The sequence below is a fragment of the Telluria sp. BA11 genome (assembly GCF_056680305.1).
This window is the reverse complement of record NZ_CM155275.1, coordinates 81,778-101,918: the sequence shown is the minus strand read 5'-3', so window position 1 is coordinate 101,918 and position 20,141 is coordinate 81,778. Positions and strand designations below refer to the sequence as shown.

Here is a 20,141-nt window from a genome sequence, read left to right as displayed (position 1 = left end):
GGCCAGGCCGGCTTGCCGGCTAGGCGGACGCCGCCACCAGCGCCAGCGCGCGCCACCACACCTGATCGCGCCCGGCCTGCTTGGCGCGATAGAGCTGGGCGTCGGCCGCTTCGAACAGTTCGAACGGTTGTTCGTTGCCGGCCGGGTCGAACGTGGCGCCGCCGATGCTGACGGTCAGCACCGGTGCAACGCTCGATGCTTCGTGCGGGATCGCCAGGCCGGCAATGGCTGCGCGCAGCGCTTCGGCCACCGCATGCGCGGACTGGGCATCGGTCTCGGGCATCAGGAGCAGCAGTTCTTCGCCGCCATAGCGCGCCGCCAGGTCCCCCGGCCGGTGCATGGCCGCGCCGGCGGTGCGCGCCACCGAGCGCAGCGCGCGGTCGCCCGCCGGGTGGCCATACCGGTCGTTGAACTGCTTGAAGGCGTCGATGTCGAGCAGGGCCAGCGACAGTGGCAGCCCGCTCTGGCAGGCGCGCTGCCATTCCTGCTCATACACTTCGTCGAAGCGCCGCCGGTTGGCCAGTTCGGTCAGGCCGTCGATATTGGCGAGACGCTCGAGCATCCGGCGCTGGCGCACGACCTGCAGGTGCAGTGCCACGCGCGCCATCACGACGGTCTGGTTGAACGGCTTGACGATGTAGTCCGACGCGCCCATCTTGAGGCCATTGGCTTCGTCTTCGGGCCGGTCCAGGCCGGAGATGAAGATGATGGCGATGTGCGCCGTCTGCGGATCGCCGCGCAGCCGGCGCAATACCTCGTAACCGTCCATGTCCGGCATCATCACGTCGAGCAGGATCAGGTCGGGCAGGTGGCGCCCGGCGCGTTCCAGGGTCTGGGCGCCGTTACGGGCCAGCAGCACCGTATAGTCGGGCTTGAGCAGTTCGCCCAGCACTTCGCGGTTGATGGCGTCGTCGTCGGCCACCAGCACTTTCTGCGACTGATCGATATTCATTGGCTGCCTTCCAGGCTGAGATCGAGTTGTGCGCCCAGGGCCGCCAGCGGCCCCAGCGCCGCCGCATACTCGATCTCGGCCACAGCGCGCCGTACGGCGCCCAGTGCCTGTTCGACGGGATCGGCGTGGGTCCCGGCGCCCAGCAGCGCATCGAGCTGCGCCAGGGCGTCTTCGGCGCGCGCGTCGTCGGTACGCAGGTAGCCGTCCAGGCGCGCGATCACCAGCGACAGCGCTTCCGGATCGCCCGCTGTCGGCAATGCCAGCGCTGCCATCTGGGCCAGGCCGGACAATACCGTGTCGGCCGCATTCACGAGGGCCGGCACCTGGATGCCGACGCGGTCGAACTGGCCGGCGCGCAGATCCTGCTCGAGACGCGCGGCCGCGCTGCTCAGTTCAAACGCACCCACGTAGGCGGCGCTCGACTTCAGGTTGTGCGCCAGCGCTTGCAGGCGCGGGTGGTCGCCCGCCTGCAGCGCTTCGCGCAGGATGCGCGGGGCGCTGGCGTATTCGCGGATGAAGCTGCCGGCGCGCTTTTCCAGACGGCTGCGCTGGCCATTCACATTCTCCAGCGCCATGCGCCAGTCGATGCCCGGCACTGCCGGCAGCGGCCGGCCGGACGATTGCTGCACCGTGGACGGGGCGTGCCGCATGGCGGGCGGCGCCACGCGGCCTGCCAGGCGTGCCGGATCGATCCATTTGAGCAGCGTGCAAAACAGCAGGTCAGGGTCGATCGGCTTGGTCACATGGTCGTTCATGCCGGCCAGGCGGCTCAGCGCGCGGTCGCTGGGCAGCGCGTGCGCCGTCATGGCCACGATCGGCAACGCGCGCAGGCGCGGGTCGAGCCGGATCTCGCGCGTGGCCGTCAAGCCATCCATCTCGGGCATCTGGATGTCCATCAGGACCAGGTCATAGTCCCCGGCCAGCGCCATGCGCACCGCGTCCACGCCATTGAAGGCGACATCGACCTGCATGCGCGCGGCGGCCATGAAGTCGAGGGCGACTTCGCGGTTGTTGTCGTTGTCCTCGGCCAGCAGGATACGCGCGCCATCCAGGCGCGGCAGGTCGGCCAGGGCCGGCAGGTAGTTGTCGACCGTCTCGACGGCGCCCAGTTGCGGGTGCAGCACCTGCAACAGGCTGTGGTACAGCAGCGCCGGGCCGACCGGCTTGTGCAGGAACGCGTCGATCGGCAGCTCACTTTGCCCTTGCTCGTGCATCACGGTCTCGCGCGTGCAGGCCGAGATCATCAGGATCGCCGGCGGCGGCGTCATGTCGCCCTGTTCCTCGGCGTGGCGGTGAATGCGGTGGATGGTCTGCATGCCGTCCAGGCCCGGCATCAGGTAGTCCATCAGCACGATCTGGTAGGGGTTCCGGTCGCGCGCGGCCTGCGCCAGCAGCGCGAGGCACTCTTCGCCCGACGCGGCCATATCGGCGTGCACGCCCAGGCTGGCGAGCATTTCGGCCAGCGCGCCGCGCGCGGTGGCGCTGTCGTCGACCACCAGTGCGCGCACGTCCAGCAGGAGCGCCTTGCGCACCGCGCTGGCGGCGGCATACCCTTCGGCGATCCCCAGCCGCACGGTAAAGGTAAAGCTGCTGCCGACGTGCGGCGTGCTGCGCGCCGTGATCTCGCCGCCCATCAGTTCGACCAGCTGGCGCGAGATTGACAGGCCCAGGCCCGTGCCGCCGTATTTGCGCGTGGTCGAGCTGTCGGCCTGGCTGAACGAAACAAAGAGGCGCGCGAGCTGTTCGGGCGTCATGCCGATACCGGTGTCGCTGACCGTAAAGGCCAGCACGATGTTGCTGTCGTCGGCCTGCTGCGCTTCGACGGCCACCACGATTTCACCGCGCTCGGTGAACTTGACGGCATTGCCGGTCAGGTTGATCAGGATCTGGCCGAGGCGCAGCGGGTCGCCGATCAGGCGCTGTGGCACGCCGGGGCCGATGCGGAAGATCAGCTCGATGCCCTTGGCGTCGGTCTTCACGCCGGTCAGGCTCGCCAGATGATCGAGCATCTCGTCGAGGTCGAACGGCACCGCTTCCACCTGCAGCTTGCCCGCCTCGATGCGGGAAAAGTCGAGGATGTCGTTGATGATCCCCATCAGGTGCTCGCTGGCGCCCAGGATCTTGCTCAGGTAATTGCGCAGCAGCGGCGCCGGCTCGCTCATCAGGGCCAGCCGGCTCATGCCGATGATGGCGTTCATCGGGGTGCGGATTTCATGGCTCATATTGGCCAGAAATTCCGATTTCATGCGCGTGCTGGCTTCGGCGCGCAGCATCGCCTGTTGCATCGCCTCGATGCGCAGCGCCAGGATGCGCATGAACACCAGCATGTCGAAGGTGCTGCCAAAGACCAGCGCGTGCATGGTCCAGAAGTTCGCCGGGAGCTTGCCGTTGATGAGCTGCGCGGTGACGAATGCGGCCGCGAATGCCACCGCCCAGCCGGCCAAAAAGTAAATACCGACCGCGTCGCCAGCCCGCGCGCGCCGGTAAGCGCCGGGCAGGCCGAGCAGCATCGGCATGATGCCCAGCGTGCCGACGATCAGGACCAGGAATTTGTGGTTGATGACGCCGGCAGCGAAACCGATCGCGGTGACCAGGCACAGCGCGGCCAGCGTCTTCATCATGCGGCTGAAGATGCGGTCCTGGCCAGGCCGCGCGAGCGATTGCTCGACGAACAGGTAGGCGCCGCACGAGGCCATGATCGAGGCCAGGCCCGCGCCGTGTTCGAGCAGCCAGGCATTGCCCGGGTAGAGGTACTGGCCGGCGATGCCGAACCAGGCGGCCGAATACAGCGTGACGCCGGTGGCCAGCAGCGCGTACTTGCCGAACAGCGGCTCGCGTAGCGAATACCACTGGCCCAGCGCGTACAGGATCAGCGTCAGGCGCAGGCCCAGCAGGATGCCCTGCATCAGCTGCTCGCCCAGTTCGGCCGACAGCACGGCGTCAGGCTGCCTGAAGCTGATCGGCAGGATCTTCGGGCCCACCGTCTTCACGCGCAGCAGCACGGTGTAGTCCGTGCCCGGCGTCAGGCGCAGCACGGCGGCGGGCACGCGGCCCTTGAGCGCATCGCCCGACTGCTGCTGCATGCGCCCGACGCTGGCGATCTTGCGCAAGCCGTTCGGGAATTTTACCCAGACGTCGACCTCGTCGAGCAGTGCGAAGTCGATCTGCATCACCCAGCCATTGGTGGCGTCGCGCGCCACCGCAATCGGGATCCGGACCCAGGTTGTCCCCGGCAGCATGCCAAGACTGGCGTCGGCGGTCGCTGGCCGGGTAAAGCGCGCGCCGGCGGCCAGTGCGGCAGGTGCGTCAAGCGCGTTGGCCGGATCGGTCAGGGTCGTCACGGCCGGCCAGGCATCGACGACGTTGGCGTCGCGCGTGAGTTGCAAGGTCTGGGCCATGGCGGGCGCAGTGTGCAGCAGACCCAGCAGGCCCAGCACGAGCAGCGCTGCCAGGCGAGCAAAGGACGCCATCACCGCGCATGCGCCGCGCCTCATCCAGTGCGTCATGCCGCACTCCCGACTGCAAAGGCAGGCAGCAGCTGCCAGCGATACAGCCCGCACGCAGCGCAAAACAGCGGCATGCCCATCACGAACAGGGCGATGGTGCGGGTTTCGACAGGCACCCCTTGGGTGGCTTCAAACAGCATCAAGGCACCGTACAGACCGAGCGGGACCAGGACATCGCGCACGTGCGCGGACGGCGCCGCGGGAAACGAGGCCCGGCGCAACAGCAGGCGGAACAGCAGAACGATGCAGAACGCCACCAGCATCCAGCCGGCGAAGCCCTGCAGTGTCTCGCCGAACCACCCGCCACCGTCCTGCGCCATGATCCAGGCCTTGAGCTTGTAGACCATGTAGGGATCGACGCCCAGGTCGTAGACAGTCACGATCAGCGCGGCAAGACAGGCCATGACGATGCTGCGGCGGATCGACGTTGTGCCATCGGCCGGAACCTGCCAGACGATCAGGTTGGCCATCACATAGCCGATGTACGACAGAGCAAACCACATCAGCGGAATGACCACGGGCACACTGCCCAGTTGCGGGCCGAGGACCGGCGTGTAGTGGTAACTGCCGAAGAACCAGCCGTAGCTGGCGCCCATTTCTTCGGCAAACCAGCCGATCGGCAGCGCAATCAGCACCAGGTAGATGGCTGGACGCACGCCAAGCACACGCGCTGCGCTGGCCAGGCATGCCATGAACATCAGCACCGAACTGGCCACCAGCAACTGTGTGCCGGCGTTCCAGCCGCGCAGCAGCAGCGCCAGCAGGGCGGCGCCGCCGAGACCTGCAGCAAGACGGGACGAGACAGCAGGCGTGGGCATCATCTTCGGATTCATCGGTGCGAGGCGCAAACTGTTTGGTCGAAATGACGTCGGCGCCCGTGTGTTGACGGGGGATGTTGCGATATTGACAGTCTAGCAGGTCGTCCCTGCAAGCAACAGCATTGTGATTCTTGGGTGTAACTTTTTTGCACGTCCGGGGCTTGGCCATGACGCCGATGCCCTGGTTACAGGGGCTGAGCCGGGCGTGATGGCGTGCGCCCGGCCAGGCGCGCTTCCAGGCGACGCATCCAGTGCGACGCCTTCGGGTCCGTGCGCCAGGCGGTGGCGGCGTCGTTGACGTCATTGAGCAGCGCGTCGGGCAGGCGCAGCGGCCGGGTCAGGTCGAGCAGGAAATGCGTCACCAAACGCTGGCCCAGCGCGCGCGTGAGCATGCGGCTGAGCGAAAAGCCGGGCACGAACACACGCGCCACGGCGTCGATGCAGCGCACGGCTGCCAGCCCGAGCGCGAACACGGCCCGCGCCAGCAGTGGCACGCGGGCGTCCAGGCCCAAAACGCGCCTGGCGTCGCCCTTGCACAGCAGGCGCGTGAGCAGGGTCGGCACGGGTTTCAGCAGCCGGATCGGGATCTCGTTTTCCATCGCCTTCATCAGGTCCGCCGCCAGCAGCGGGCGCGGATCGGGGCTGCGTACCAGCAGGCGGGCGCGCGCCTGCATGGCCTCGAAATCGTGCTGCGCCTGCGCCATCGTCGTCGCCATCAAGCCCTGTTCGATGCCCAGCACGTGGCCCAGCACGTTCCAGGTGTGCAGGTAGGCTTCTTCATCCTGCGGGGGCAGCGCGAGGCGCAGCGTGCGCAGGCCCCGCACGAACACGTAGCTGAACGTGAGCAGCGTATAGGCCAGTTCTTCCTGATTGCATGGCAGGCCGTTGACGGACGTGTCCCAGCCGTGCGCGTACAGCGTGTGATGGATGCCGCCGCCAGCCGGCGCCAGTGGCGGCACCGGTGGGGCGTCCACGGCGTCATTCGGCGTGCCGCGCAGGATCAGATAACGAATGGTGGCATGAATCAGGCGCACCTTGAGCGCCTGGGCCACGCCGCCACCGCCAGGCGTGGTCAGGCCGCCGGCCAGCATGACCGGGAAGATCATGGCGGCCGTGGAGCGCACGCGGTAATCGGTGTGCGCCTCGAGCTGGCCGGCCGCGTGCAGCACCGCCGACAGGTCGGGCAGCACATAGCATTCGGGCAGGCTGGCGCAGAACAGCAGCGTGCACGAGAGCATGCTCATGTCCATGAACAGCGTCTCGGCGCGCGCGGTGGCCGCCCGGTCGGTCCACGCCGGCAAATGCTGGCAGGTGGCCAGGTAATCGGTCAACGCCTCGGCCGCGCGGGGATCGAGACCGGGCCCGGGCTGCCAGGCCGCCAGCGCGCCATTGGTTTGCCAGCGTGCCAGTTCGCCGTTGATCTGCGCGATGCGCGCCGACAGCTCGCCCGGCCCGCTGGCGCCGGCCAGCATCCGCGCGACGGTGTCATCGGCGGGCGGGTCGGCGCGCAGCGTTGGACAGAGCAACCCGGGTGCAATGCGATCCATCGGCGTTCCTCGTGAGGTAAGGGGAGGCAGGGTTCCAGCGGTGGATCAGAAGCGCAGATCGAGGCGCACGTCGGCCGTGCGCGGCGCCGTCGGCGTGGTCATGCCGAAGCTGTCGATCAGCGACGGGCGCACCGAATTTTCCAGGTTGCGCACGCGCGCCAGCAGGCTCCAGGTGCCGCCGGCCGGGGCGTAGCGCAGCGTGGCATCCGTGGTCGTGTGCGCGGGAATCCGGTATTCGAGCAGCTGGCTCGGGATGGTGATCACATACTCGGCGCTGCGGCGCGAGAACAGCCCCGCATGCAGCTGCCCGCCAAACACGCCGAAGCGGTGCTCGTAGCCGAGCGTATAGACATGGCTCGGCGCCCGATCGAGCTTGCGGCCGGCCCATGACACAGTGGGCGTCGGGTTGTACGACACGTAGTGTGCGTCGAGCGCGGTGGCACTGTAGCCAAGGCGCCCGTTGCTGCCGACGCGGATGTCGCCGTCGAGTTCCAGGCCGCGCGAGCGGGCGACGCCGGCATTGCCGGTCAGGATGCGCGGGGCGCCCGAGACGATGGCGGTGCCACTCAGTTGCAGATTCGTGTAGTCGTACACGAAGGCGGCGGCGTTGACGGTGACGCGGCCACCCCACAGGCGCGACTTGACGCCGGCTTCGTACGCGCGCAGTTCTTCCGGCTGGTAGTACAGCGCGCTCTCCGGCACGGCGACCGCCGCCGGGCACGCGATGCCCAGCGCAGTGGTGCCGGCGATGCAGCCATCGTTGAAGCCGCCCGCCTTGTAGCCGGTGGCCAGGCTGCCATACAGCAGCGTCGTGGGCAGCAGGTCGTAGTCAAGGCCCAGACGCCAGGTCGTGCGCGCGGTGTGCAATTCGGCCGCGTTGAGCAGGCGCCGGTCAGTCGCGGCGTTGAACACGGGGCCTTGCCGGAAATCGGTGGAGCCGACGCGGTCCTTGTCGTCCTCGGTGCGGCGCGCGCCGGCAGTCAGGCGCAGGCCGTCGATCACGCGCCAGGTCAGCTGGCCGAACACGGCGCGGCTGCGCGCTTCGGTCACGAGCGGAAACGCGTAGTACGGCGGCAAGCCGACCGCCTGCAGGCCCTGGAACGCATACGATGTGTCGGACGTTTCGCTGAAGTAGTACAAGCCGCCCTGGGCGCTGAGCGGGCCGGCGCCATTGGTCGCCAGGCGCAGTTCGTGCGAATCCTGCTCGTTGTGGCCGTCGTAGTTGTTGATCACGCCAAGGGCGAGCTGCGGGGCCACGCGGTAGTAGTAGTTCTGGCGCAGTTCCTGGTCCAGCTTGCGGCGCGCGCCCAGGTAATACAGTGTCGCGGGACCGAGATCCCAGCGCAGGTCGGCGGACCAGCCCTGGGCCACGCGGTCTTGCCAGCCCTGCACGGGCGTCATGTTCGGCGGGCGGAAGCTGTTGGTCAGGCGTTCGTCGGTCGTGCTGTCGCGGTATGCGGGTTTGCCGCTGGATACGCCGGTATAAAAATTCGTGTCCGGCACGAAGCGGTCGTTATTGCCTTTGGCCTGGCCATGATCGTAGCGCAGCACCAGCGTGGCGTCGCGGCCCAGTGCGAGTTTCGCGCTGAGGCGCGCGTCACGGTCGTCCTGGTCCATGCCGGGGCGCAGCAGCGTGCCCTGGCCGTTATTCAGGTAAGGGTCATGCGTCAGCTTGCTCACGGCAGCGCGCAGCGCCAGCATGTCGTTCACCGGCACGTTGATCACGCCGTCGATCTTGCGCCGGTCATAGGTGCCTGCTTCGAACCCGACGGCGCCCTCGAAACGGTCGGTCGGCAGGTTCGAGATCACGTTGACCAGGCCGGCAGTCGTGTTGCGGCCATACAGCGTGCCCTGTGGGCCGCGCAGCACTTCGATGCGGTCGACGTCGAGGAAATTGCCGCTCTGGCCGGCAGGCCGTGCGATATACACGCCGTCGAGCATGAAGGCGGCCGACGGGTCGCCCTTGTCGGTGGTGTCGCTGTTGCTGATGCCGCGGATCGTCAGGCGCAGGCCCGAGAACGCCTGGTCGATGTAGACATTCGGCAGGCGCGGGCCGATGGTGGCAGCGCCGTCGGCGCCCAGGTCGCGCAACTGCTCGCCGGACAGGACGCTGATCGCAAGCGGCGTACGGGACGCCAGGGATTCGGTGCGCTGGGCGGTGACGACGACTTCCGGCACGGCCTGGCCGCTGTCCTGGCCACTGTGCAGGGTGGGCGCGGTTTGCGCGCTGGCGATACTGCAGACGATACTGGATACGGCCGCGGCCAGCAGCGTGTGCGCTGGGCGGACTGGTGTTGCTTTCATTGATACGACTCCCGGTGGGACGGATACGTGCCCGTCCTGGGCAACGCATGTCCAATGTTGTTCTTTGTGGCAAATTTAATTGCGCTGAGCAATTCCACGCCCGAGAGTCTAGCAGTACATCCCGAGGCGAAATAGTCCCGGGAAGTTAATTGAACAAAAATGACACCTGTACGCAACGGTCAGCGTGTTGACTGAGTAATCCGTCAATGAAGCTCGGCACCAGGACTGATGATTTTGTCATTCCCAACGGCGCCGTGCAGCCTGACCGACCAGGCCACGCCGGCGATCATCAGCGCGATTGCCGCCAGTTCGAGCGGCCGTGGTCCGGCGCCGCGATAGATGCAGCCATACAGCAGCGCGAACAGCGTTTCGAACAGGATCAGCTGGCCTGTCAGCGTGACGGGCACGCGGCGGCTCGCCACGTTCCAGAAATGGTTGCCGATGACCGATGCGCCCAGCGCCAGCAAAGCGTTGCAGGCCCAGAATACGGTCCAGTCGCGCTCGCCGGCCACTGGCCCGCCGGCATCCCAGAACGCGAACGGTGCGAGCGCCAGGGACAGCACGCCCGTGGCCAGGCCGTACAGCGCCGACCATTCGCCGCTGCCAAAACGCGGGTTGTTCTTCAGGTAGCGCGCATTGTCGAGCGCGTACCAGCTCCAGCACAGCAAGGCGCCGGTGGCGCACAGCACACCGCCGGCGATGGCGATGCCGGATGCTGCGGGCGGCGCATGCATGAAGGTGTCGATGTTGATGCAGGCGATGCCAACTGCGACCAGCAGCAGCGGGGCCAGCATGCGCCGCAGCGGCACGGCGCCGTGGTCATGGCGACCGAGCAACGTGACCACCAGCGGCACCATGCCGACGATCAGCGAGGTGGGCGCGACGCCCGCATACTGCACGCCGTACGCCAGCAGCACGTAATACACGAGGTTGCCGGCCAGCGCATGGCGCGCGAGCGCGTACAGGTCGGCCCGGGACAAACTGGCGAGGAGGGCGCGCAGGCGCGGGCCCAGGAGCACGAGGGCGATGGCGCCGTAGGCCAGATAGCGCCCGACGGTCAGTTGCAGCGGCGTGAACGCGGCCAGATAGGCCGGCGCAACGAACACGATGCCCCACATGGCGCCAGCCAGCAAACCGCACAACACACCGATACCCATGCCTGTCCCTTCCCGTGATCCCGTCAGCCGGGCATTCTAGCAGCGGCTCAGGCTGCCAAAGCGAGACGGGACGCCGGCGGCGCCAGACGCACGCCGCGCGCCGTGGCCGGTTCGAGGCGGAACGTGGCCACGACCGACGCGAGCTGGCTGGCCTGCTCGCGCATCGCGTCGGCCGCCGCTGCGGCTTCTTCGACGAGGGCGGCGTTTTGCTGCGTGACGCGGTCCATCTCGACCAGCGCGGTATTGACCTGCTCGATGCCGGCGCTCTGCTCTTCGCTGGCGGCGGCGATCTCGCTCACGATCACCGTGACCTGGCCGATGCTGTGCACGATCTGCTGCATGGTCGTGCCGGCCAGGTCGACCTGACGCGTGCCTTCGCGTACCTGGGCAACCGAATCGTCAATCAGCCCCTTGATTTCCCGGGCCGCGGCTGCCGACCGCTGGGCCAGCGTACGCACTTCGCCGGCAACGACCGCGAAGCCGCGACCCTGCTCGCCGGCGCGGGCTGCCTCGACGGCCGCATTGAGCGCCAGGATATTCGTCTGGAATGCAATGCCGTCGATGACGCCGATGATGTCGACGATGCGCTGCGACGAGGCGTCGATGCGCCCCATCGTGCCGATCACGTCGCCCACGATGCGTCCGCCGTCACCGGCCACGCCGGCAGCAGTGGCGGCCAGGCTGTTGGCGCGGTGGGCGTGTTCGGTATTCTGGCGGACGGTCGACGTCAGTTCTTCCATCGAAGCAGCCGTTTCTTCGAGCGAGCCGGCTTGCTGCTCGGTGCGGGCCGACAGGTCCTGGTTGCCGCTGGCGATGTCGCCCGAGACGTGCGCGATCGTCGCGGTGCCGTCGCGTACCTGCCCGACGATACCGGCGAGGTTGCCGTTCATGCGGCCCAGCGCATCGAGCAACTGGCCGACTTCGTCGCGCCGGCCTGTCTCGATGCGGCTGGTCAGGTCGCCCGCGGCAACGCGCTCGGCCACCGCGACCGCGCTGCGCAGCGGCTGAGTGATCGAGCGGGTGATCCACCAGGCGCAGCCAATGCCCAGCAGCAGGGCAGCACCGGCGAGCGTGAACAGGATGACCCTGGTTCTGGCGTACGAATCGAGGATGGTCGTTGCAATGACACTCGTGGCCGCGCTTTGCATGTCGGCGAACTTGCGTACCGTTGCCAGGTACGAGTCCGTCTGCGGTGTCACGCGGGTGCGGTAGACGTCGTCAAGCCGGGCCTGGTCGCCCGCGCGCTTGGCCGCAAACAGCGCATCGCGCGCGGCCATATACGCCAGGCGCTCTGCCTTGACGGTCTTGAACTGTTCGCGCACGCCCGGGTTGGCAAGTGCCGCGTCAATCTCCTGCTGCAGTTCGTTCGAGCGCGCGGTGATCGCAGCGCGACGGGCGGCGATGACGTCGAGGACCGCCGCATCGGGCGCGTGGTAAACGGTTTCGTTGATCGCGGTGTTGACTTCGATATTGCGACGCCATTCGGCGATATTGCGCTGGTTCTTCATGCTGGTGTTGACGAGGCGGTGGGTCTTGCTGCCTGCTTCGTCCATGCGGGTGAGGGCGGTCGCGCTCAGTGCAACGAGCAGCGCCAGCACAATGGCAAAGCCCAGCCCGAGGCGAGCGCCTAAAGGTATGTTCTTCATGGGGATGATCCTGAAAATCGGTGGTGGAGTGCCGGATACCGGACTGCTGATGATGGAATGCGCAAACCACGCCTGCACGGGCGGCGCCGGGCATGAGGTTCGTCGCAGTATACCGCGACACGCTGAAGAAATGTTGCCGTGCGGCAAAACTGCAACTCGGTAGTGGTGCTGATTGCCATATGGCCTCGATGATGCATGCCGTGCGCTCCCAGTCCTACAGCAAACGGGCGCACGCGCCTATGGCGGCGGCGCACGATCGGCATAAGATGGCTGCATCCATCACATATCAGGAGTACCGCATGCCAATCGATAACGACAACAAGGATCAGGACGTCAAGGGCCGTAACTGGGACCAGATCACCACCGGCACGACAAGTGTGGCAACCATGGGTGCCGGTTCGACCGGCGACGTCGCCGGCAGCGGCAGCAAGCAGGCAGCGCCGGGTACGAATAGCGAAAGCGAGAACGAAACGGCGGGCGGCGGGTTGCAACAGCTTGGTCGCACCGATGATCTGCTCGCAGGCGGCTCGACCGAAGAGCAGACCGATGAAGGTTTCCAGGGAAAGACCGATGAGAATGGCACGCAAGGCAGTCAGGCCGCCGCTGCCGGAAACAGCGACCGCGCTGGCAAAGGGGCGGACAACAAATAAGCACTGACCTGCTGCTGTGCTGGCGAATCGCGTTGCAGCGTTCGCCGGCGCCACGCGAGATCTCCATTAAGGCTCGCCGGCGTGGCGCGGGTGGACTAGAATGGATCTGGTCACCTTGTCTGCCAGATAACGGTGTTTGGCCACAACCGAGAGCATGATGCCAACTGCTGGCGCCTTCGATTCGATCCGGCTCAGATTTGCCCATCGGGCGCGGTGCCATTACCCTGTTTGCATAGAGAAATTGAACAGCAGGTGCGTCAATTCCCTGCTGTCCGCGGGAGAACATCGGATGCCCGTGGGAGTGTCACGCCCTTGACCCAGTTGCAATGACTGACATGGCAGATTGTCATCATTATTAGTGATAATGTGTCAGAATGTTGCAATGACTCAAGAGCTTTCAAACACTCGCTCCTATCGCGGACAGACGCCGGAGCAGCGTCGCGCCGACCGGCGTAACCGCCTCATTGCCGGCGCCATCAGTGTGTATGGTGAGCGCGGCTATCATAATGCGACCGTCAAGGCGGTCTGCGATGCCGCGGGTCTCACCGAGCGCTACTTCTACGAATCGTTCGCGAACAGCGAAATGCTCTTGATCGCCAGCTACACTTTCATCACCGATCTGGTTCGTGAAAGAGTGTTGCTTGCCGGGGAATCGGCGCGCGGCGGCAGGATTGCCCGCTCGCGAGCCATGCTCCACGCTTATTTCTCTTCGATCCAGCGCGATCCCCGTTCAGCACGGGTATTTCTCGTCGAAATCCGTGGCGTGAGTGCTGCGGTGGACCGTACCTTCGATGAATCGCTCCATGAATTCGGGTTGGCTGTCACGCGTCTCGTCGCGCCGGATTTGCTGGACGACGAGTTACTGCAGGCAGGCGTCATTGGCGGCGTGATCCATATTGCGATGCGCTGGATCGCGTGCGACTACAAGCCGCCGATCGACGAGGCAGTCGCGGCAGCGCTGCGCCTTGGCACAGCACTGTCCAAGCGGCCGCGCGTCGCGCCAGCCAGCAGCGCGTAACCAGTCACCGTCAATAAAAGGAAAGCCGGGCAGAAGCGCCATCCCTGTGCGGGACGGCGCCTGCATCAGATATGCAGTGCGTGGCCCAGCGCGCGCAGCGCTGCTTCCTGCACCGCTTCACCGAGGGTAGGATGGGCGTGGATCGTTCTTGCCACATCTTCCAGTTGTGCCCCCAGTTCGATCGACTGCGTGAAGCCCGCCGCCAGTTCGGCCACGCCGACGCCCACCGCCTGCCAGCCCAGGATCAGGTGATTGTCCTTGCGCGCGACGACGCGGACAAAACCGTCGGTGCTCTCGATCGTCATCGCCCGCCCGTTGGCGCTGAACGGGAAGCTCGCGCTGATGGCATCGATGCCAGCCGCTGCCGCTTCGCCAGGGGACATGCCGGCCACGACGATCTCGGGATCGGTGTAGCAGACGGCCGGAATGGCCGCCGGATGGAACCAGCGCCGCTTGCCGGCGATGATTTCGGCCACCATCTCGCCCTGCGCCATCGCGCGGTGCGCCAGCATCGGTTCACCGGTCAGGTCGCCGATCGCCCAGACGTTGCGCATCGACGTGCGGCATTGCTCGTCGACCTTCACGGCGCGCCCGTCCATGTCGAGCATCAGGTGTTCGAGACCCCAGCCGGTGGTTGCCGGCTTGCGGCCCACGGCCACCAGCACCCGGTCGGCCTCGAGATAGGCTTCCACGCCGGACGCGTCGCGCACCTTGACCCGCTCTCCCTCCATGCCCAGCACCGACGTCGCCAGGCGTACCTCGACACCGAGGCGCTCGAGTGAACTGGCAACCGGTTTGACCAGATCGGCATCGTAGGCTGGCAGGATGCGCTCGGCCGCCTCGACGACCGTGACCTGGCTGCCCAGCTTGCGAAACGCCGTACCCAGTTCCAGCCCGATATAACCGGCGCCAACCACCACCATGCGGCGCGGCACTTCGCTCAGCGACAGCGCCTCGGTCGACGAAATGACCGGACCGCCAAACGGCATGAACGGCAGTTCGACCGCGTGCGATCCGCTCGCCAGCAGCATGTGTTCGCAGCGGATGCGCACCGGCTCCTGCCCGCTGCCCTCATGCGGCTGCACTTCGACGGTCTTGCCGTCGAGGACACGCGCCCAGCCGCGCACCACGCGCACGCCCTGTTTCTTCAGCAGCGCGCCCACGCCGCCCGTCAGGCGCTTGACGATGCCGTCCTTCCAGGCCACCGTCTTGTCGAGATCGATGCTGGGGGCCTCGACCCTGATCCCCAGCGGCGACGTTTGCGCCGCGTAGTGCACGGTCTTGGCGTATTCGTCGGCCGCATGGATCAGCGCCTTCGACGGAATGCAGCCGATGTTCAGGCAGGTGCCGCCCGGTTGCGCGCCTTCGACGAGGACGGTAGGGATGCCCAACTGGCCGGCGCGGATGCCCGCTACGTAGCCGGCCGGGCCACCGCCGATGATCAGCAGTGTCGTATTGATCGTCTCCATCGCTTACTCCACGAACAGGGTGGCAGGAAATTCGAGGTAGCCCCGAATCGACTGCACGAACTGGGCGGCCACCATGCCGTCGATGACGCGGTGGTCGAACGAGGATGACAGGTTCATCATCTTGCGCGCGACCATCGCGCCGTCACGGATGACCGGGCGGTCGACGATCCGGTTCACGCCGACGATGGCGACCTCGGGCCGGTTGATGACGGGCGTCGTGACGATGCCGCCCAGCGCGCCCAGGCTCGTGATCGTGATCGTCGAGCCGGTCAGCTCGTCGCGCGTGGCCTTGCCGCTGCGGGCCGCTTCGGCCAGGCGCGCGATCTCGGCGGCGCTCGACCACGGATCGCGCGATTCGGCGTGGCGCACGACCGGCACCATCAGGCCCGATTCGGTCTGCGCCGCAATACCGATATGGGCCGCGTCGTAGGTCGTCAGGGTATTGGCCTCGTCGTCGTAGCGCGCGCTCATCATCGGATAGCTGCGCAGCGCCAGCACCACGGCGCGCATCAGGAGCGGCAGCAGCGTGAGCTTGCCGCGTTCCTGGCCATAGCGGGCATTGAGTTGCAGGCGCAGCGCTTCGAGTTCGGTCACATCGACTTCTTCGACGTAGGTGAAGTGCGGGATGTTGCGCTTGGCTTCCTGCATTTTCTCGGCGATCTTGCGGCGCAGGCCAATGATCTGCGTCGCGTGTTCGCCGTGCTGTTCGGCATAGCGCTCGTCCATCGCGCCATTGGCCGCGCCGCCGCGGCGGCCGGCCACGTGCGCATCCAGGTCGGCGTGCGTGATGCGGCCTGCGGGCCCGCTACCGGGCACGAACTGGAGCTCGACGCCCAGATCCCAGGCGCGCTGGCGCACGGCCGGCGGGGCCAGCGGTTTTTCGCCGTCGGCGCGCAGTGGTGCGCCGGCTCCGGCCCCGGACCTGGCTGGCGCTGGCTTGGCTGCCGGAGCGGGTGTCGGTTTTGCCGGTGCAGCGGCCGGCGCTGGCGCGGCTGACGCATGCGCCGCCACGGCCTCGAGCTGCGGTTCGGCCACTTCTTCGGCCGGCGCGGTGGCCGCGCCAGATTGCACGGGCTCCTTGCGGGCCTTGTCGGCGCTGACGTTGCCGGCGCCGGCCACTTCGAGGCGGATCAGTTCTGCGCCCACGGCCAGCGATTGGCCGATCGCGCCGCCCAGGCTCGTGATCGTCCCGGCGACCGGTGACGGAATTTCCACCGTCGCCTTGTCGGTCATGACGTCGGCCAGCACCTGGTCTTCGCGCACCGTGTCGCCCGGCTGCACGTGCCAGGCCACGACTTCCACTTCAGCGATGCCTTCACCCAGGTCCGGCATCTTGATGACATGAATCCCCATGATCAACCCTCCATCACGCGTTTCAGGGCCGCGCCGACACGGTCGGGCCCCGGAAAATAAGCCCACTCCTGCGCATGCGGATACGGGGTGTCCCAGCCGGCCACGCGCCCGATCGGCGCTTCCAGCTGGTAGAAACAGTGTTCCTGAATCAGCGCGGCCAGTTCGGCGCCGAAGCCGCTCGTCTGCGTGGCCTCGTGCACGATGACGCAGCGGCCGGTCTTTTGCACCGACTTGACGAGCGTGTCCAAGTCGAGCGGCCAGATGCTGCGCAGGTCGATCACTTCGGCATCGACGCCCGATTCACGGGCGGCCGCTTCAGCCACCCAGACCATGGTGCCGTAGGCGATGACGGTGACGTCATTGCCGGGACGGACGATGGCCGCCTTGTCCAGCTCGACCGTGTAGTAGCCGGTGGGGACGTCGCCTTTCGGGTGACCCGACCATGGCACGACAGGCCGGTCATGGTGGCCGTCGAACGGGCCGTTGTACAGGCGTTTCGGTTCCAGGAAGATCACCGGATCGTCGTTCTCGATCGACGCGATGAGCAAACCCTTGGCGTCGTACGGGTTCGACGGCATCACGGTGCGCAGGCCGCACACGTGGGTGAAGAATGCTTCCGGGCTCTGGCTGTGGGTCTGGCCGCCATAGATGCCGCCGCCGCAAGGCATGCGGATCACCATCGAGGCCGTGAATTCGCCGGCCGAGCGGTAGCGCAGGCGCGCGGCTTCGGACACGATCTGGTCGGTCGCCGGATAAAAATAATCGGCAAACTGGATCTCGACCACCGGGCGCAGGCCATACGCAGCCATGCCAACCGCGGTGCCGACGATGCCGCCCTCGGAAATCGGCGCGTCGAACGCGCGCGATTTGCCGTACTTCGCCTGCAAGCCGTCAGTAACCCGGAACACGCCGCCGAAGTAGCCGACGTCCTGGCCGTAGACGACCACGTTGTCGTCGCGTTCCATCATCACGTCCATGGCCGAGCGCAGCGCCTGGATCATGGTCATCGGCACGGTGGCCGCATCTTTTGGTAAATCGTCACGTGCCATGCTCATACCCCCAGCTGTTGACGCTGACGGCGCAGGTGCTCCGGCATGTCTTTATAAACGTCCTCGAACATCGTCGCAGCGCTCGGTGCGCGCTCGTCGCCCAGGATGCCGAAACTCTCCGCTTCTTTTTGCGCGGCCAGGATCTCGGCTTCGAGCGCCGTGTGCGTCGCGTCGTGCTCTTCGTCCGACCACCAGCCCAGGTTCGTCAGGTACTGGCGCAGGCGGGCGATCGGGTCGCCCAGCGGGAAGCGGGCGTAATCGTCGGCCGGACGGTAGCGTGCGGGATCGTCCGACGTCGAGTGCGGGCCGGCGCGGTAGGTGACCCATTCGATCAGCGTCGGGCCCAGGTTGCTGCGCGCCCGTTCGGCGGCCCAGCGCGAGGCGGCCAGTACGGCCAGAAAATCATTGCCATCGACGCGCAGGGACGCAATGCCGCTGCCGACGCCGCGGGTGGCGAAGGTCACGCTCTCGCCGCCGGCAATCGCCTGGAAGCTCGAGATCGCCCACTGGTTGTTGACCACGTTGAGGATGACCGGCGCGCGGTATACGTGGGCAAAGGTGAGGGCGGTGGAGAAATCGGATTCGGCGGTGGCGCCGTCACCGATCCAGGCCGATGCGATCTTGGTGTCGCCCTTGATGGCCGAGGCCATGGCCCAGCCAACCGCTTGCGGGTACTGGGTGGCGAGGTTGCCCGAGATCGTGAAGAACCCGGCGCTGCGCACCGAGTACATCACCGGCAACTGGCGGCCCTTGAGGGGATCGCGCTCGTTCGACAGCAGCTGGCAGATCATGTCGACCAACGGCACTTCGCGCGCCATCAACAGGCTTTGCTGGCGGTAGGTCGGGAAATTCATGTCGCCGTCCTGCAGCGCGAGCGCATGGGCGGTGCCGATCGCTTCTTCGCCAAGGCTGATCATGTAGAACGACATTTTCTTCTGGCGCTGGGCGATGACCATGCGCGCATCAAAAATACGGGTCTTCATCATCGTGCGCAGGCCAAAGCGCAGCAGCTCGCGGTCGGGCGCTTCGGCCCAAGGGCCGACGGCGTTGCCATGCTCGTCGAGCACGCGGATGAGTTGCTGGGCCATGTCGCTCGTCTCGAGCGGGGCCACATCGATGGGCGGGCGCCGGACAGCGCCGGCAGGGGTCAACTGGAGGTACGTAAAATCGGTCTTGCAGCCCGGACGGCCGGTAGGCTCCGGTACGTGCAGCGACAGAGGATTGCTCTGGCTCATATGTGCTTCCCTTGTGAGGTGTTGTGCAGCATGAAGATCATAACGTGCTAGTTGACGTTTACGTCAACTGCGGCGAGTTATTTTCATATTGCTATGCACCATAAGGGCGCGCGTCGCGCGCGCGAAGCCGCCTGGGCGTCAGGTGTCAGCTTGCTGCGCAGGAAGTTCATGCCAGAAATGCGATGCAGCATTTCAATTCGGTACGTTAACGTTCGACAGGGCCGGAATATTGAACCGATGCGTGGCCCTGTGCCGGTCGTCGAAGCGCTACCTGGCCAGCGCCGGCAGGCCAGCGTTTCAGCACAGCGCTAATTGTCGATGTAGTGACGTGCATCGACCGGCAGGCTGACGGTAAATGTCGTGCCTCTGGCCACATCACTGTCGATGACGACGGTACCGCCATGGCTCTCCACGACGTTTTGAACAAATGGCAGACCAAGGCCCCAACCCTTCACGCTCGTGTCTTCCATCCGCTGGTAAGGTTTGAACAGCCGGTCCATTTCTGCCCACGGAATCGGCGTGCCTTTGTTATGCACCGACAAGACGAGAGAGTCATGTTCGTGGCGTGTACTGAGGGTGATCGGTTCGGCGGCATCGCCGTATTTTTGCGCATTGCTGATCAGGTTTTCAAGAACCCGCTTCATTGACGCCCGGCACCAGTAGCCGGTCACCGGTTCGCCCATGACGCGAATGCGCTGCCCGAGCAAGGGGAGGTCGGCGCACACTTCTTCGATCAGCGTCATCATGTTGAAGTGATCCGGACTGAGCTTAAGCTTGATTCTCCCTTGCCGCAGCGAAGCATCGAGCAAGGTTTGAATCATCGCGTCGGCTTCGGCGATTTTCTTGCAGATGCGGGCCGCGAGATTGAGAATGCCGGGATCCGTCGATTTCAGTTGAATCAACTGCGCGCTGGCGTTGGCCACATGCAGCGGATTTCGCAAATCGTGTGACAGGGTTGCAATGAAATCGACACTTTTTTCCCGGTCGGCCTCACTGAAGCCGCTCACCGATTCACGGGCTGCAGCCTCGATGGTGTGACCGATTGCCTCTGCATCGTGCTTGCTCAGTTCCAGCCCATGTTCTTTGGTCAAGGAAAAGAGTATTTCACGAAAAATATGCAGCTCGTGCAGAACATCGTACGGTGAATAATTCGTCATGTTCGCACGCTCGCGCCCATGAGCACTGGCAAGATTGGTCTTGGCAATCGCCGATGAGGCCGGATCCCATGACAACGCTTCGGCAATTTTTTCGAACAGTTCAGGCACCATATTGACCAGCACCGGTTCGGCAAGCGATGCTGCTGCCGGGATCTCGGTTGTCACTCGCGCGCGCCACTGATCGAGCACGCATTCACGCAGGCAGCGGATCGCCGAGGAAAGACCGGCCGGTGGAACAGGTGTATCTTCTTCTCTGGTATTCACTTGCTCTCCAACTGGT

Annotated in this window: 14 protein-coding genes; 2 read left to right on the top strand and 12 right to left on the bottom strand. The window is 66.0% G+C overall.

All coding sequences use genetic code 11. The annotated features are described in order from the left end of the window. Window positions 1-19: 19 nt before the first annotated feature. The 7 genes from AC1MGT_RS00445 to AC1MGT_RS00415 all read right to left on the bottom strand — a co-directional run bounded on the left by AC1MGT_RS00445 (window position 20) and on the right by AC1MGT_RS00415 (window position 11,930). A complete protein-coding gene (locus AC1MGT_RS00445) occupies window positions 20-952 on the bottom strand; it encodes a diguanylate cyclase domain-containing protein (protein ID WP_499502412.1) in 933 nt (310 codons plus the stop codon). Further along, window positions 949-4,458, bottom strand: coding sequence for a hybrid sensor histidine kinase/response regulator (locus AC1MGT_RS00440; RefSeq protein WP_499502411.1), 3,510 nt, complete (start codon window positions 4,456-4,458; stop codon window positions 949-951). The genes AC1MGT_RS00445 and AC1MGT_RS00440 overlap by 4 nt, the downstream gene beginning before the upstream one ends. Beyond that, a complete protein-coding gene (locus AC1MGT_RS00435) occupies window positions 4,455-5,279 on the bottom strand; it encodes a carotenoid biosynthesis protein (protein WP_499502410.1) in 825 nt (274 codons plus the stop codon). The genes AC1MGT_RS00440 and AC1MGT_RS00435 overlap by 4 nt, the downstream gene beginning before the upstream one ends. Window positions 5,280-5,461: 182 nt before the next feature. Beyond that, on the bottom strand, window positions 5,462-6,823 hold the full coding sequence (locus AC1MGT_RS00430) for an oxygenase MpaB family protein (RefSeq protein ID WP_499502409.1): 1,362 nt from the start codon (window positions 6,821-6,823) through the stop codon (window positions 5,462-5,464). A 45-nt stretch (window positions 6,824-6,868) separates the two neighbouring features. Beyond that, on the bottom strand, window positions 6,869-9,127 hold the full coding sequence (locus AC1MGT_RS00425; protein ID WP_499502408.1) for a TonB-dependent receptor: 2,259 nt from the start codon (window positions 9,125-9,127) through the stop codon (window positions 6,869-6,871). Between the two features lie 203 nt (window positions 9,128-9,330). Beyond that, window positions 9,331-10,284 (bottom strand): DMT family transporter, encoded by a 954-nt coding sequence (locus tag AC1MGT_RS00420; protein WP_499502406.1) that lies wholly within the window; start codon window positions 10,282-10,284, stop codon window positions 9,331-9,333. Between the two features lie 47 nt (window positions 10,285-10,331). Next, a complete protein-coding gene (locus AC1MGT_RS00415; protein ID WP_499502404.1) occupies window positions 10,332-11,930 on the bottom strand; it encodes a methyl-accepting chemotaxis protein in 1,599 nt (532 codons plus the stop codon). 92 nt (window positions 11,931-12,022) lie between these two features. Here AC1MGT_RS00415 and AC1MGT_RS00410 point away from each other — a divergent pair, with 92 nt between their 5' ends. Together AC1MGT_RS00410 and AC1MGT_RS00405 are read left to right on the top strand one after the other, a co-directional pair. Next, window positions 12,023-12,580, top strand: coding sequence for a hypothetical protein (locus AC1MGT_RS00410; protein ID WP_499502402.1), 558 nt, complete (start codon window positions 12,023-12,025; stop codon window positions 12,578-12,580). 382 nt (window positions 12,581-12,962) lie between these two features. Next, on the top strand, window positions 12,963-13,598 hold the full coding sequence (locus AC1MGT_RS00405) for a TetR/AcrR family transcriptional regulator (RefSeq protein WP_332531997.1): 636 nt from the start codon (window positions 12,963-12,965) through the stop codon (window positions 13,596-13,598). 65 nt (window positions 13,599-13,663) lie between these two features. Here AC1MGT_RS00405 and lpdA read toward each other — a convergent pair whose 3' ends face one another. The 5 genes from lpdA to AC1MGT_RS00380 form a co-directional block, all read right to left on the bottom strand. Continuing rightward, the gene (gene lpdA / locus AC1MGT_RS00400) at window positions 13,664-15,067 is read right to left on the bottom strand and encodes a dihydrolipoyl dehydrogenase (RefSeq protein WP_499502400.1); all 1,404 of its coding nucleotides are present in this window, start codon (window positions 15,065-15,067) and stop codon (window positions 13,664-13,666) included. A gap of 3 nt (window positions 15,068-15,070) precedes the next feature. Further along, entirely contained in the window at window positions 15,071-16,420 is a 1,350-nt protein-coding gene (locus tag AC1MGT_RS00395; protein ID WP_499502398.1) for a dihydrolipoamide acetyltransferase family protein, read from the bottom strand. Between the two features lie 2 nt (window positions 16,421-16,422). After that, window positions 16,423-17,469: an alpha-ketoacid dehydrogenase subunit beta gene (locus tag AC1MGT_RS00390; RefSeq protein WP_229424618.1), complete on the bottom strand. Its 1,047-nt coding sequence runs from the start codon at window positions 17,467-17,469 to the stop codon at window positions 16,423-16,425. A 2-nt stretch (window positions 17,470-17,471) separates the two neighbouring features. Continuing rightward, window positions 17,472-18,704, bottom strand: a complete 1,233-nt coding sequence (locus tag AC1MGT_RS00385) for a 3-methyl-2-oxobutanoate dehydrogenase (2-methylpropanoyl-transferring) subunit alpha (RefSeq protein ID WP_183552559.1) — start codon at window positions 18,702-18,704, stop codon at window positions 17,472-17,474. Window positions 18,705-19,012: 308 nt separating this feature from the next. Beyond that, window positions 19,013-20,125 carry a sensor histidine kinase gene (locus AC1MGT_RS00380; protein WP_499502396.1) on the bottom strand — a complete coding sequence of 371 codons (1,113 nt, stop codon included), beginning with the start codon at window positions 20,123-20,125 and terminating at the stop codon, window positions 19,013-19,015. Between the last annotated feature and the right edge of the window lie 16 nt (window positions 20,126-20,141).